The organism is uncultured Microbulbifer sp. (genome assembly GCF_947489355.1).
In the GTDB taxonomy this organism is placed as follows: domain Bacteria; phylum Pseudomonadota; class Gammaproteobacteria; order Pseudomonadales; family Cellvibrionaceae; genus Microbulbifer.
Genome location: NZ_CANLDD010000071.1, coordinates 1 through 13398 on the forward strand (window position 1 = coordinate 1; position 13398 = coordinate 13398).

A 13398-nucleotide genomic window follows, 5' to 3' on the forward strand; every position below is an offset into this window, starting at 1 on the left:
TATCTCCCTGCCATTCCAATATCACCTAAAAATGCCCAAGTGGGTTTTTTCGATTTAATTCAACGCGCATAAAAATTAACTTAGGGCGGCGGTGTTGGTGACGAAGGGTTGTGGGGATTTGACCCACCCCTCCCTCTAGCGCCACCGCCTTCCTGCGCGGTCTTACGCTGGTGGCACGGCTTGCACAACAGTTGCAAATTACTCAATTCGTTAGTGCCACCTTGTGATTTCGGCTTAATGTGATCGACATGCGTACCTATCGTCACAACACCTGCCGGCAGGCATATTTGACACAACCCTTTATCCCGCTTAATCACCAACGGCCTCACCTGCTTGCGCCATTTGTAGTCGTAACCACGCTCAGCGCTGGTGCCGTTCTGCTTCTGCCATCTTCCCCAGCCATTGTTAGCCTGGGGACAACTGCCTGAATGGGCCTGTCTGCAGCGCGCGCAGTAACGCTTAGCCCTTGCCGGCATTACGCTGACCCTGCTGCTCTCTCGCCATCTTGTGGCGTTGGTAGCTGTAGTACCAGTTCACCACAAAGGAGGCCACTGCCACTACGGCACAGATAAAACCGATTGGGTTTTGAATAAACAGGCTGTAGATACCACCGATAGCGCCTACGGTTACCGTAGTGGCATGGCCAGCCTTCTCAGCCAACTCTCGCATCAGGTCGTGAACGGTCATGACTGTTTCCATGTCTTGATGGCTTTTTCAGCACTGCGGCCCACCACATAACCGCCCAGGCCGACCTTTACGATTTCCAACAATGCCAAGGTCTGGTCCTCACTGAGGTTTTCTGCCGTGTATCCCAACCAGTGCGCCACTACAAGGCTGACAAAGGTCAGCATGGCAATAGGACGCCAGCAACGCTGAAGCCAGCTCTCTCCGCCCGCTTCTGCGGTAATCACACTGGTTGCCGACTCCAGTTCCTTGAGTTCCATCGCTATCAACTGGCGGTCAATCTCAGCCTTGAGCCTGTTGGCCTCAGTTTTGTCAGGAAACGCCTTGTCGATCGCCTTACCAATCAGACCTGAGATCGCAGAAATTGCACCTAGCATCAGTAGCTCCAAATTGTGAAACCTGGGGAAGTAGCTTTCTCCAGGTGTAAAAAAACCGGCTCAGTGGCCGGCTTTTTTACTTAGGTGTCAAATGTTGCAGCAAGTGCAACATATCCTTATTTGTTAACTGTTTTTACCATGCGCGCCGCTCATAGGTTACGCTGTTGCCTGTAAATACTGGAGGCTTAACCTGAACTTTAATTGTGAAGTCTAAGGTTACGCCCAACAAATTTATGTTTTTACCCGGAGCTATAATTATGATCATGCGCCCGCTAGGCGTTGGATGATTAGTTATGCCGGAAACGCCCATTGTGCCAACCTGCTGAGCCTCAAAGTCAATGATTGTATCAGACGCAAGTATATAAAATTGATGCTTTATGTCTTTGTTTTGATAAACCTGACCTATTGACTCATGGCCGTTTACTTTTAGAGGAATATCAGTTTTGAGGAAAATAGCCTCACTAATTTTCTTTGCATCGTAGCCTACACCCCTTAAAAGTGACAGGCGCCAATTCTTTAAATCCTCTTTGTACTCTTCCCTTACATATGTACCCGGAACCGCTAAATCAAACTTTTGCAATCCTGTGGCTAGCGCATTTGACGCAGCCATTATTGCGAACAATGTAATTGTGACAAACTTTCTCATTGGTACACTCGACAGTTAACGCCTTAGTTTAGGGCAAGCCACGTAGTAGTGAGTCCCAGCCGCAAGCGATCATACCACGCCTTGTTAGAGTTGGAGATATTCATATTATTTTTTAAACGACAATATTTTGAGACCGAGACAAACCATTGCCCCAATTAAAATACCTTGCCCCGCAGCTATGACCGGAACTAATGGTACACCCAAAAGCATATTTTCAGGAGCGTCAGGTTGAACTAAGGCAACAATTAGAAATAGTGGTGTAAAGATAACTGAAACAGCCTTAGTCCAACCTTTCCATATTTGTTTAAACATTAAATACTCTTGATCCTATTGATAGCTTTAACATTTATATACTGATCACCGTGGCTAATATCTCCCAAATCACTATCTCGGCACTTATCCAATATTTTCGGATAACGGAATTGCTGATCTCAAATTACATAGCCGCCAACTATAACTGCTTAGACAGTTTCGTCAAATGGAAAAATCCTTACTGAATTGAAAAATTGGCTGGTCATCAGCCCCCCCCACAAAACTGCTCACCATGGCCCCCTGGGAGGCGATAGCGATCTCACCTGAGTCCCAGCACTCGGCCAGGCGGCAGGCGGTCCGGTGTAGCTCATCCTCTCCACATTCCACGAGTTCCGCCGTATTGCAGCACAGCTTGTGGAGGAAGGCCTGGGCATAGTCTCGTGCGGTGATGCGCCCCTCTATAAACAAATTCATTTGAGTAGTAATAATCAGCAGCAGGAAACGCCTACTGTGGTCCTCGGGACAGCTACCCAGACCACTGCTATCCGCCTCAGCGTGACAGCGATAACAGAGATGCGCAGCCATGGCATCGTGGGGCTTGATCCCCCTGCCTTTGCCGTAGCTGTGGCTGCGCTGACCCTGGTAGTGGGCGGCCACTGTGGTGCCCTCGTTATTATCACAGCGGACGCAATCGCGGCCTTTGGCCAGCCTCAGTAGTTTCGGGATGCGGGTGGGCTGCAGGTTCACTTTGTCTCCCTAGGTATCTCCAACCAGAATACTTAGCCCTTCCATACGCCCTCCCCTCAGTAGCTCCAGATTGTGGCCTGCTTCTTCCAGGCGAAAAAAAACCGGCTCAGGGGCCGGTTTGGGTGATTGGATAAAAGCGGCTAGTGCCGTCCTGCGAAGAGCCCTAGCTTATTGCTTGCGCTTGCTATGTTTTTTTAAAAAACGCTTCATTTGGGTGAGGCTTCCGTTTTTCCATTGCTTCCATATGCCTCTTTTGAGCATCCTTTTCTGCTTTTAGCTGGGGCGCACATTAGTGCGTCCCTTTGCCTAAACTTGTTATAGCCTTTTACCTTTTACAGTTGCACTCTCTTGCCACTAATTGTAGCTCTTGAATGTACTCTTGGGTTGCTTTCTGAAAGATTGGTTCGCCGAGCTTTTGAAAGTGAACAGTGAATTCTGTAAGCGCATTCTTACTAGCTTTCACTTCTTTTTGGCCGATTGAAGAAGTATAGAAATCGACCAATGAATCCAGCTCCTTTTCAGTAAAATATTGGCCATAGAACTGGCCTCACACCGCTACTATTTCTTCAGCTCCCCAAGGCACATTAACTTTATTCATGTAATTATTAAATGCTACTGAAAAGCGAGCCTGGAAATCTTCGCTCGGATTCATTTGGGCTAGCAGTTGGTCCATCATTTGTTTTCCTGCCTGCTCACTTTGAGCCCTCCCCATCTCTAATTGGTTTTCAAACATAGAGATAAGGCCCTGCGCCTCCATGAGCTGACGGATTTTGGCTTCCTTGTCTCCAGCCATTGAAAGCATGGGGAACATTGAAAATAAAAGTACTGAAACCAGTTTTTTCATAAACTACTCCTTAGTTTCGGTTTACGATGCTATAACATTTAAATAGTGGTCGCCGTGACCACTATTATCCTGATTACTGCCCCGGAATCAATTCTGCGCCGTTTACCCACAATCCGCATTAAAAACAACTACTTACATAGATTTGGCACAATCGTACAAAATTCGATCACTCTCTTCAGAGTAAAAAACCGGCTCAGTGGCCGGTTTAAGTCGTTGCACGGTGGTGTGGGGAGGGCGGGCTAGAAACTCGCCTTTACCTGATTATGGACAGACTCTTGCGTATAAGTGTTCGTCTATGTACGAGCCCTCGTGGGCTACCGCCGCTTTTAGTACACCTTCCAATTTGTACCCTGCTTTTTCTAGCACTTTTGTGGATGCAATATTCAAGGAGGTTACAGGGTTGAATAGTCTTTTTATCTCGGTAGTCTCAAAAATGTAATTTGTAAAATTAATTAATGATTCAGTAGCGATTCCACTGTTCCAGTGCTTATAACCCAACCAATAGCCTATCTCCGCTGAGTGCGAGTACTCAAGTTCCCGCTTGTAAGCGCCTATGACGCCACAAAATGTACCCTCAAAATCAATTGCTCGCACCACACCAACTTCTTTGCAACCAGACTCTATCCACCAAGCTGCATCTTCTCTCGTATATGGAGAAGGAATTCTTGAGGAAAGATATTTTGTAACCCGATCATCATTCAAATGCTGAATCAGAGCAGCATCATCTGCTTTTTGCAAACTTCGGAGTTCAATCATCTCGAGTCCATAACGCCCACAGCAGGGGCGGCTTAACTTGTGCGCATTTTACACGAAAATGGGAGCGAAGCAACCGCGCAAAATGTGCATAAGGTAAGACGTCCCACGGAGGCCCGAAGGGCCCGAGCAAACTGCCTGTGATTATTAAGAGTCACCACGGCCATGGTTAACACAGTCCTCAAATAGGTCTTTGTAAATATCTAGGCTATAACCAGGATACGATTTACAAATTGACTGATGACGCCCCCAAAATTCTTCTTCGTTGAAATCGCGGAAGTCAGAAACATTTGCAGTCATAAGTGAGCCGAGCCACTCTGATAAAGTGGCTATCATTTTTAGCGAAGTATTTACATGACCGGCTGTACCCAGATTTAGGGTGCCAACTTTTAAACTGGAGGAAATGCTTTGAATCGCAGCATAGCCAGTTAGCCCAAGATGTCTGTAAGCGGATTTTGTCGACTCATCCATGCTTCTTATTACTCTAACTCTTAACATTTATATACTGATCACAATGACCACTATTATCCTGATTACTGTGTCGGAATCAATTCTGCACCGTTTACCAACAGTCCGCATTAAAAACAGCTACTTACATAGATTTGGCACAATCGTACAAAATTCGATCACTCTCTTCAGAGTAAAAAACCGGCTCAGTGGCCGGCTTGGATCGTTGCACGGTGGTGTGGGGAGGGCGGGCTAGAAACTCGTCTTTACCCGATTAAATTTTCGCACCATGATTAGTTATACAAGCCTGACGCTGGAGCGACTTGGATATTTTTACTGGTAGTAAGCATGTTACCCCAAACCCAATTGTGGTGCTCTATTACCTTCTCGGCAGATAGGTGCGGCCTATCTGCTAAGGTGTGGCAGTCCGACACCACTGCAACTTCATAGTCATGGCTCACAGCTGATCTTATGGTCGTATCAACACAAAAATCTGTAGCCCAACCAGAGATAATTAACCTAGCCGGGTTTAACGTTCCTAGGACATGAGTGAGATTCGTTCTGTGAAATGCATCGTTTGTCGTCTTTCTTACAATAAAGTCATCTTCACCCATATATAGTGACGAAAGAATTTCCCACCCTGGAGTATTTGGTGCCAATCCCTCCTCTTCTGTGCCATCATGCTGAATAAAGATTACTTTTCCATTACGCTTGCGCACACTCTTGGAGAGCCGATTAATTCGATCAATGACACCAACAGAATCAAACTTATCTGATGTGGAGAATGAGGCCTCTTGCATATCGATAATTATAAATATGTCCATGTAGTGTCCGGTCACTTTGTAGAACTTAACGCCCGGCTTTGGGGCGGACTTGTAGCTGCGAAGCAGCGGAACGGAGGTCCAGCCCCGGCTTGCCGGGGCGATGCACCATTGACTTGTTAAATGCATAGCCTCACTACGACCATTGTATATTTGAAACTTCAAAATATTCTTCAGCTTCTTCTTTTGCTTCTTCAATTGAATCAAAGTGTAAATCCGCCGCAAAAAATCCCTCTGGCGTCATTATGAGGTGATATCCATTCTTGGCATTACCTTCGATTAGCAGCTCTATTTCTAGCTGCTTTACATATTTTATATCGTCTTCACGATCAGCAACTCTCCAGCCACCTTTAAGAATACGAATTTTCTGTACGATAGTGCTTTTCATCGTTTTGGGCATTTAACGAAAATAGATATGCGGAACCGTTAAGAAAGTTGGCAGTGCCTTTGCGCAAGCAAAGGGAATGACAACTTTTAGGTTTCCGCATCATCGGGTTGTTATTTGTTGCTCGTGGTACTCTGTACAAATTCACTACAAATATCTTTCTTCTTACTGTCTACCACGATTCGGAGAGAGAAATTAGCAGCACTAGGTTCGCGGCCTTGCTTCGAAGCTTACACGAAGGTCGAACCGTTGACTGTGGGCTTTCCCGCCAATACTGTTTATTTATACAGAACACTAACAATCACCTGCTATTCTTAATTGAACCCCTACAAAACTGGAGCGAGCGACCAATAATATTTATATAGTGATCACCATGACCACTATTATCCTGATTACTGTCCAGAAATCAATTCTGCGCCGTTTACCCACAATCCGCCTTGGAAAATAGCTACTTACATGGACTTGGTACAATCGTGTAAAATACGATCACTCTCTCCAGAGTAAAAAACCGGCTCAGTGGCCGGTTTGGGTGGTTGGGTGTCTGGTAGAGACAACAATCGCAAGGTAGCTGATTTATACCTCTAAAACGCAAAAGTACCAAAATGGTGAAACCCCAAAACTAAAGACGCTCCCGCCCTATTGGGCAAGGGTTCTTGATTGTAGAGATACCCTCATGTATATTTTTGCGCCTTGATCGGTACTGATTCTCGATTACATTTCAAGGAAGAAAATTATGGCGGGACACCCTCACCTCAACCAAGTGAGGTCCAAGACTGACCTTATATCTGTAAACGGCAAAGCCTACAATGTGGAGCTTACCTACCATGTTGTTTTTGGCCTGGATGGCTATGTGGTTGGCTTAAAATTTTCCGATCACCTTGGAGGTATGGATTCCTCAAAGCGGGGGCACACAAACCCATACGCACTCGGCAAAGCAGTCGCACAGTCGGTGATCAAGTTGATCACGCCCGACCTCTACAAGGTGTCCATTCTAGGCTTTTACTTGCTCACCGATGATCTAGCAAATAGACGGAAGGACGCCGTTCAGCTTAAAAGAAGGCTTTACCATGCTAAAGCGGTAGATATCCATGAGGCTGTTAGCCACCACTTGAAACACTTAATCCAGGTTGAAGTAGATGGTGGTCTGGGCTGGGCAATGAGCACAAAAGATTTCCCCAGCTACTCCCAATTTGAGGTCTTTGAAAGAGAGCTAGCTAAGGAATTGAGGGTTTTACCATGCTGATCAGAATAGAGACAGGCGAACTGAAGGAGTTCCCCGAGGACTTGGCCGCGCTTATTCTCGCCGACCCCTCATGCGGAGAAGACGACAAACCAGAATTTACCGCCGAAGAAGTGAACGCCTTGTTGCATGCGATTTTAGGCACCTTTGCGCGCGATGAAATTAGCTTCGAAGAGAATATCGAAAAAATAAGAGAGCGGTACGAATCGATAGGGCGGCCCTGCGAAGAGAATTTGCGGATAGCGCAAGAGTCAATCCAGGCGTATGTGCGCGAGATTAAGGGGGATGATATTGGAATGGTCGACAGTGAGCTTGTGGACCTGCTTTTCACAACAACCGACAAAGAGCGTGAGTCAGTCAAATCCCTCACAAAGCTCAAAAAGTGAGAAAGGGACGCCCCTCCTACAACTGCCCCGGATTAAGGGCAAAATCGTGATGATCTTCGCGATTCCTATCCTTTTTCTTGAAACAAAAAAAGTGTGAGCTATAAAGAGAGCAAGAATTGTTGCACCAGCTTCAATTCTTAATCACAACCTTAACCACACTTTTTAAAGGGATAACAACGTGAATAAAGTGTTGCAAAGTTTTTTAATAGTATTCACCACCTTTTCTGGCAGTCTTAGCTATGCAGCTTGTCGCTTGGTTGATAGGACAATAAATCTGCAAGAAGCCTACCCTTTTGTCATTTTCCCCACCACAGTAAACATAAAGGATGCTGAGGGGGATTGCAGCGTCTTACAGGCAGAAACCCACGGGCTTCTTATTAGCAACGTAGTAGGGATTCCCTTGCAGTGTGTGCCTGTAGAATTCACCAGCATTTCAATTTTGTTCGAAGACGAGGACGGCCAGGTAATTCAAGATACTCTTCCCAATGCCATCGCCACTCGGGCAGCCTGTAGATAGAGTAAAATGAAAAACCTCGCACAAGGCGGGGCTTTCTCAACGGTTAATCGGCAATCGCTCACACGCACCCGGCGCACTGCATGGCAGGGCCAGCGCTCCAGGTCATAACCATCGCGGCGTTCGTACTAGTTGTGCTGTGCGGCTTTTTCCAGAAAGGCGAGGGCGCTGTAGTCCGGTGATGAAACCGCTTCAGAACTCATGCTGCTTCACCTTCGCCAATTCCTGACTAACATCTCTTCCCCCATTAGGTCATTGTTTTGATTAAAAAAACTGGTGTGCCTTGTGCTGGATCAGCGCTTGAATGTGTGAATCTCGACGCTTCCGGGCGCGGTAGTTGGCCAGGTAATTAGCGCGGCAGCGTTTACAGCGACTAACGCGACCACAGGAGCTGGCGCGTCGGGGGAATATCGTCGGTGCTTTCCATTCATTGCAGCCGCGACAGTAAAACTGCCCCTGCTCATTGGTTTTCCGGGTCATGGACTCACCCCCACAAAGCTGCTGATTATGGCGCCGCAATGCACGCAATCGTGGCCTTTGGCCAGCACTAGTAGTTTCGTGATGAGGGTGGGTTGCAGGTGCATTACGTATCCCTGAGTATCTGCGGTCCAAACAGTAAGCCCGCAAGAAAGATCCGGGCCCGGTGTAATCGGGTTTGATAGGTGCGCAGGCTGATTTTCAGGCAGCGGGCGCGGGATCGCTGCTCACTGAGGCCCTCGTGCAATAACAAGCTGCGTGCTTCCACCTTCAGTACCTCGTAGAGTTTCGGGGTCTCCCGCTTGATGATCGTCATGGCCTCCTCTACCGGTGCAGCTAACTCCTCGCTGATACCCTGGCAGCTAACACGATAGGAGCGTGTGGCAGTGCCTTGTGCTGTGTACTGCTTCTGGCGCAACCGGGAGCTGCGACGGGCGGCGTGGACCTCGATAGCGCACAGCACACTACTGCCACTTACCCCTCCCAGGTCCAAAGCCACAGAACCCCACAGGTACAGCTTGTCTTCCAGCGCTTCCACAAGGCACGGGCTGATGCGCTCTCCATCCATGCACGCTCCTCAGTAGGTCCAGTCCCAGGGGCGCTTGCGGCCGGGAGCATCGGTGTTGCCGCCGATATGGATAAAGCGTTTATGGTGCGGGCCACGCTGGTTGGGGCTAATCGCGGTGAAGGGTTGCGGCAGCTCATTTTGGGCGTGCAACCAGTTATATACATGCAGAGCCTGCATCAAGTAGTGGGCATCCTTGCCATACACCCCCACATCCACGCCTACACCACAGGGGTGATCGCCGAGGATGTGGGGCTTGCCTTCCTGCATAGCTCGTTTCGCCTTACGCGCCTCTATCGGGTGGAGGGTGCAGCGGTAACCACTGGTTACTGGCATAGGGCGGCAATACACCCGCTCGCGTACTCGATTCAAGTGGGAGAGAAACCACTCCTTCACATTGGAGGCGCACCCCCTCGCGCCCTCACCATTGCTGCGCTCGCGCTCACAGTCGGCGCAACGACACTGCAGCTCCTGGACGGTGAAATAGTTTTTACTGGTTGGTGTAGTGATATCGATCATTGGGCACCCCCAAAGCGGCTTGAAAATTCGCAGTTGTCTTCCAGCACCTCCGCAATCAGTACCCGGGTGTAGCCCTGTCCACGCTTGGCCGGCGCCTGGGTGACTCGGCGCTTTACTACGCACTGGTTGTTGTCATTCTCGATCAGGCCCAGGCCGTGGGGATTGGTCTGGCTGGGCTTCTCCAGCACATCGATCAGCAGCTTTGTGCCACCCTGCAGGTTGTCATCGTCCAATTCACCGGCAGATCCGCGTTCAATCTCGATATATACCTGTGCCAGAGGCTCATTGGGGCGGCGTTGACCGCTTCTCACCAGGGCTGCCGCTACTTCCATGGCCAACTGCTTTTTCACCGCCCGGCGCTTTCTCCAGTGCATCCGCAACAACTGGTTATTGGATGGCGTGGCCTGGGGTAAGGTGAATTCCAGAGTGCGCATATTCCCCCCTCCGCTTTCTTGATTAACCAGTGAATTGCCGGAATCTATTCGGTGGCTCAGCCTGGAGTACCTCCGCCGTCCATACATCCATGCGGAACTGGCTGAGCTTGGCTTTGAGGTTGTCGATACCTGGTTCTCCACGGCGGTGCTTTGCGGTGATCACTTCCACCAAGCCGGGGTTCAGGGAATCGAAATTGTCTTTATCTTCCCGGTACAGCAGGGCCACTATGTCGGCGTCCTGTTCAATAGAGCCGGAATCGCGTAGCTGGGACATATTGGGCCGGCCACCCTTGGCTGCCTCGCGGTTGAACTGGCACAGCGCCAACACCGGTATATCCAACTCCTTTGCCAATGCCTTGAGCCCGGCAGAGACGCCAGCCACTTCCCGCTCCCGGCTCAGTCCATCACCACGCACCTGTTGCAGGTAATCCACCACGATCAGTGACAACGGGCTCTTGCGGTGCTCACGGCGGGCACGGCTGACAATCTGGTTGATATGCAGCGCACCCTGGTCGTCCACCCCCATGTCGATGCCCTTGAGTTGGCTTACAGCGTGAGTCATACCCTGACTGTGCTGTGCGTAAAAACCTTTGCGGTCATCTGAATTGTCGGAGTCGGCGAGCCCTATGGGGATGCGACCAACCATGCCCACCAGCCGGCGGTAAAGCTCACGGCGGCTCATTTCCAAAGAAAAAACCAAGGCACGGTTACCGTTGAGGGCATTGTGCGCAGCCACCTGCATGGCAAATACGGTCTTTCCTGTACCAGTGGTCCCAGCAAGGATTACCAACTCACCACCACGCAGCCCTTTCCAACGGCGGTCTATGCAATCCCAGCCGGTGTGTACCCGCTCGATCTGCTCGCCAGTCTCCAGGCGGTTCCAGTCCTGCAGAACCTCCCTGGCTGCCCCGTCCAGGTCTTGAGGGCCTGTACCGGTATCTCGGGCACGCTCCAGGTCGGACAGGCTGGACTGGCACTCGCCGATAATCTCCGTCACAGACCGGATTGGCGCGGTGTAAACGGCTTTGCTGAAATCATCGAAAGCAGCCAGCAACTTACGGCGATGGGCATGATCAGCAGCAATGTGAGCGTAGGTCCGCACATTCGATGCCCCTGGAGTCTGTTCACACAGTTCAGCCAGGTAGGCAACGCCTCCTGCAGACCCCAGCTTTTTGGTGCGGTTCAGCTCCTCACCCACGGTAAACGCATCCACTGGCTGGGAGTTCTCTGCCAGGGATTTGATGGCAGTAGCAATAGTGCGGTGTGCCGGAGTCATGAAATCCGAACGGCCTACAATCTCGAATACGTCCTCGATGGCGGAGGGGTTGATTAGGAGTCCACCAAGCACCATCTGCTCTGCGGCGATCAGGGTGTTCTGTTCGTCCCGGTTCAGACGCTTAGCCATCATGCCGCTGCTCCTTGTGCGTTTTCGGTGATGCGCGGGTAATGATTCGGGTCGGTCAACCACTCCAGGTCGGCCTTGTGGGAACCGTTCAGCCACTGCTGACTGGCGCAAAAGGCGAAGAATTCATCAAACCAATCCAAATCGCGATTAGCGCGTTGTGTCCACAGGTAGGTCAGGAACTCCCGTCGCCGGTCACTCAGGGCGGTTACCGGCACGTTGTTGGGCAGGTTGCGGTGGTAAGACTCGACAATCCGGTCAAACGGGATGATCTCCGGTCGCTCGTCCTCCCAGCGGCATTGGTTCAGGTAGGTGGTCGGGTGGAGCCGGTCAAATCCGAATTGGTTAGCCAGCAGGCGGTGTTCGATGTCCTCGGCAAGCAACTCAGCAAACGACTCCGCATCCCGTTTGGATTTTTTTAGGTTGGCCAGGAAGGCGGCATGGGCTTTTTGCTTGCCCACCCTGGGTAACCCTGCTGACCAGAATCGATCAAACGCCGAATCGATCATAGTATTGGTTTGTTCTATGGTTTGTTCATTGGTTTGTTCTTTGTTCTTGGCTGCTGAGTCCAAATTGGACTTGGTCTCTGAGTCCAAATTGGAATTGGTATCCCCACCCAATTTGGTCTCTGATACCAACTTGGTCTCTGAGTCCAAATTGGCGGGGACCGTTAGAGTGTATTCATTGCCCCCGGTGAACCCCCTTTTTTTCTTTTTCAACCAACCTTTTTCGGATAGTGCTTTGGTCAGTTTCGACACACGGGTTTTGTCTTTGATCTGCGCACGTTCAGCCAATGATTCCAAACTGGGCCAGACGGTATTCGTGTCCTTTCCACGAAAAGAGAACAGAGAAAAAAGGACGCGACGCTCGGGGTCAGTGAGACGACCATCGGTCAATACCTCCAGGGGGGCGACAATAAGGCTCATTTTTCACCCCCATTCAACACAGCAGACTTTCGATAGGCACGGTCAGCATCTGCTGCCGACTTGATTTGTTCAGGTGGGATTTGAAGTAAAGCCCGCGCCAACTCACAAGGCGGCAGGCCCGTTTGTTGTGCGCGTTTATTCACGCAATACAGGACAAAAAGATCGGAGTCTTCCATTATCGCCTCCGTCCGCTTCTGCGGCTCTTCAATGGTTTTGATAGTGTCCGTTACATCAAAAGCTGCCGGTCTTTCACCAGCTCGATTTTTTAGACCCTTGGCTTTGTTTCTTCGCGATAGCGTTGAACGCTCTCTAATCGCTCCAAGTCTTCGCGCTCACTTTCAATAACATTTACCCACTCACCTGCAAGGTGGGCACCCAAGGTGGCCAGTTCCTGCGTAGTGGGGTGGTTATCGGGCATGAAGGAAATAGCGAGAAATAGAGTGCGCAGCTTTTCTACGGCTTCTAAGCTAACGCCAGCGAGGTCAAGGGATTGGGTAATAAACTGATCTGCCCGAGCAGCGGGCACAACTGGGGCGTGATTAGGCATGATTGCCTCCTGCGATTGCGGGTTGTCCGCCACACAGGAGTTGCGAATCTCGAAATGGTGGCGGGGTAAACGGGTTCGCAATACCGCTCGCAGGAAACGGCGGGCCCGAAGGCCCCCCGAATACCCCACCATAACAAGGAGGTTTCGCGCACAAAAAAAGACGCTTACAACTAGAGGCGTCTTCCCGGCGCCTGCGAAATACGGGTTGCGAACCCCGGCTCCCGATTTTGCGAGAGCGGGATAAGCATAGGACCGTTCTCCGATTCCTGTCAACCGGGGAAATCCGTTTTTCCCTGCAGGCGCCTTTTGCATTTTTATGCCTTACCAATAATTTCTGCAATGATTCAGTGCCGTTCTCTCCCGGCTGTCACACCACTGGGCAGGTGTCGCCATTCCCGGTATGCTGAAAGCTCCCAAACAAACAGCTAACAA

Annotated in this window: 22 protein-coding genes and 1 pseudogene; 3 read left to right on the forward strand and 20 right to left on the reverse strand. The window is 50.0% G+C overall.

The window, feature by feature from the left end; all coding sequences use genetic code 11:
- Nucleotides 1–80 precede the first annotated feature (80 nt).
- The 12 genes and pseudogenes from Q1A48_RS21965 to Q1A48_RS18900 form a co-directional block, all read right to left on the reverse strand.
- On the reverse strand, nucleotides 81–476 hold the full coding sequence (locus Q1A48_RS21965) for an HNH endonuclease (protein ID WP_366523444.1): 396 nt from the start codon (nucleotides 474–476) through the stop codon (nucleotides 81–83).
- The gene (locus Q1A48_RS18855) at nucleotides 460–687 is read right to left on the reverse strand and encodes a hypothetical protein (protein WP_299948029.1); all 228 of its coding nucleotides are present in this window, start codon (nucleotides 685–687) and stop codon (nucleotides 460–462) included. The genes Q1A48_RS21965 and Q1A48_RS18855 overlap by 17 nt, the downstream gene beginning before the upstream one ends.
- Complete coding sequence (locus tag Q1A48_RS18860; protein ID WP_299948031.1) at nucleotides 684–1061, reverse strand: 3TM-type holin; 378 nt, start codon at nucleotides 1059–1061, stop codon at nucleotides 684–686. Before Q1A48_RS18860 ends, Q1A48_RS18855 begins: the two co-directional genes overlap by 4 nt.
- Nucleotides 1062–1194: 133 nt before the next feature.
- A complete protein-coding gene (locus Q1A48_RS18865) occupies nucleotides 1195–1707 on the reverse strand; it encodes a hypothetical protein (protein ID WP_299948033.1) in 513 nt (170 codons plus the stop codon).
- A 105-nt stretch (nucleotides 1708–1812) separates the two neighbouring features.
- Complete coding sequence (locus Q1A48_RS18870) at nucleotides 1813–2019, reverse strand: hypothetical protein (RefSeq protein WP_299948035.1); 207 nt, start codon at nucleotides 2017–2019, stop codon at nucleotides 1813–1815.
- A gap of 162 nt (nucleotides 2020–2181) precedes the next feature.
- On the reverse strand, nucleotides 2182–2706 hold the full coding sequence (locus Q1A48_RS18875) for a hypothetical protein (RefSeq protein WP_299948037.1): 525 nt from the start codon (nucleotides 2704–2706) through the stop codon (nucleotides 2182–2184).
- Nucleotides 2707–3031: 325 nt separating this feature from the next.
- Nucleotides 3032–3235 (reverse strand): annotated as a pseudogene (locus Q1A48_RS21970) (DUF2059 domain-containing protein); the annotation flags it as partial.
- 18 nt (nucleotides 3236–3253) lie between these two features.
- Complete coding sequence (locus Q1A48_RS18880; protein WP_299948039.1) at nucleotides 3254–3550, reverse strand: hypothetical protein; 297 nt, start codon at nucleotides 3548–3550, stop codon at nucleotides 3254–3256.
- Between the two features lie 261 nt (nucleotides 3551–3811).
- Nucleotides 3812–4306, reverse strand: a complete 495-nt coding sequence (locus Q1A48_RS18885) for a GNAT family protein (protein ID WP_299948041.1) — start codon at nucleotides 4304–4306, stop codon at nucleotides 3812–3814.
- Nucleotides 4307–4450: 144 nt separating this feature from the next.
- On the reverse strand, nucleotides 4451–4774 hold the full coding sequence (locus tag Q1A48_RS18890) for a hypothetical protein (RefSeq protein ID WP_299948043.1): 324 nt from the start codon (nucleotides 4772–4774) through the stop codon (nucleotides 4451–4453).
- 269 nt (nucleotides 4775–5043) lie between these two features.
- Complete coding sequence (locus Q1A48_RS18895) at nucleotides 5044–5778, reverse strand: isochorismatase family protein (RefSeq protein ID WP_299948045.1); 735 nt, start codon at nucleotides 5776–5778, stop codon at nucleotides 5044–5046.
- A complete protein-coding gene (locus Q1A48_RS18900) occupies nucleotides 5708–5959 on the reverse strand; it encodes a hypothetical protein (protein ID WP_299948047.1) in 252 nt (83 codons plus the stop codon). Before Q1A48_RS18900 ends, Q1A48_RS18895 begins: the two co-directional genes overlap by 71 nt.
- Before the next feature lie 730 nt (nucleotides 5960–6689).
- Here Q1A48_RS18900 and Q1A48_RS18905 point away from each other — a divergent pair.
- The 3 genes from Q1A48_RS18905 to Q1A48_RS18915 all read left to right on the forward strand — a co-directional run bounded on the left by Q1A48_RS18905 (nucleotide 6690) and on the right by Q1A48_RS18915 (nucleotide 8099).
- A complete protein-coding gene (locus tag Q1A48_RS18905; RefSeq protein ID WP_299948049.1) occupies nucleotides 6690–7199 on the forward strand; it encodes a hypothetical protein in 510 nt (169 codons plus the stop codon).
- Entirely contained in the window at nucleotides 7193–7582 is a 390-nt protein-coding gene (locus Q1A48_RS18910; RefSeq protein ID WP_299948051.1) for a hypothetical protein, read from the forward strand. Before Q1A48_RS18905 ends, Q1A48_RS18910 begins: the two co-directional genes overlap by 7 nt.
- A gap of 178 nt (nucleotides 7583–7760) precedes the next feature.
- On the forward strand, nucleotides 7761–8099 hold the full coding sequence (locus Q1A48_RS18915) for a TGF-beta family protein (RefSeq protein ID WP_299948053.1): 339 nt from the start codon (nucleotides 7761–7763) through the stop codon (nucleotides 8097–8099).
- A gap of 261 nt (nucleotides 8100–8360) precedes the next feature.
- Here Q1A48_RS18915 and Q1A48_RS18920 read toward each other — a convergent pair whose 3' ends face one another.
- The 8 genes from Q1A48_RS18920 to Q1A48_RS18955 form a co-directional block, all read right to left on the reverse strand.
- Nucleotides 8361–8576: a hypothetical protein gene (locus tag Q1A48_RS18920; RefSeq protein ID WP_299948055.1), complete on the reverse strand. Its 216-nt coding sequence runs from the start codon at nucleotides 8574–8576 to the stop codon at nucleotides 8361–8363.
- A gap of 103 nt (nucleotides 8577–8679) precedes the next feature.
- On the reverse strand, nucleotides 8680–9141 hold the full coding sequence (locus Q1A48_RS18925; protein ID WP_299948057.1) for a hypothetical protein: 462 nt from the start codon (nucleotides 9139–9141) through the stop codon (nucleotides 8680–8682).
- A gap of 9 nt (nucleotides 9142–9150) precedes the next feature.
- Entirely contained in the window at nucleotides 9151–9657 is a 507-nt protein-coding gene (locus Q1A48_RS18930; RefSeq protein WP_299948059.1) for a hypothetical protein, read from the reverse strand.
- Nucleotides 9654–10091 carry a hypothetical protein gene (locus Q1A48_RS18935; protein ID WP_299948061.1) on the reverse strand — a complete coding sequence of 146 codons (438 nt, stop codon included), beginning with the start codon at nucleotides 10089–10091 and terminating at the stop codon, nucleotides 9654–9656. Before Q1A48_RS18935 ends, Q1A48_RS18930 begins: the two co-directional genes overlap by 4 nt.
- A 22-nt stretch (nucleotides 10092–10113) precedes the next feature.
- A complete protein-coding gene (locus Q1A48_RS18940) occupies nucleotides 10114–11499 on the reverse strand; it encodes a DnaB-like helicase C-terminal domain-containing protein (RefSeq protein ID WP_299948063.1) in 1386 nt (461 codons plus the stop codon).
- Nucleotides 11496–12419: a helix-turn-helix domain-containing protein gene (locus Q1A48_RS18945; protein WP_299948065.1), complete on the reverse strand. Its 924-nt coding sequence runs from the start codon at nucleotides 12417–12419 to the stop codon at nucleotides 11496–11498. The genes Q1A48_RS18940 and Q1A48_RS18945 overlap by 4 nt, the downstream gene beginning before the upstream one ends.
- Nucleotides 12416–12595: a hypothetical protein gene (locus Q1A48_RS18950; protein ID WP_299948067.1), complete on the reverse strand. Its 180-nt coding sequence runs from the start codon at nucleotides 12593–12595 to the stop codon at nucleotides 12416–12418. The genes Q1A48_RS18945 and Q1A48_RS18950 overlap by 4 nt, the downstream gene beginning before the upstream one ends.
- Nucleotides 12596–12684: 89 nt before the next feature.
- Nucleotides 12685–12966, reverse strand: a complete 282-nt coding sequence (locus tag Q1A48_RS18955; protein WP_299948069.1) for a hypothetical protein — start codon at nucleotides 12964–12966, stop codon at nucleotides 12685–12687.
- Nucleotides 12967–13398 lie beyond the last annotated feature (432 nt).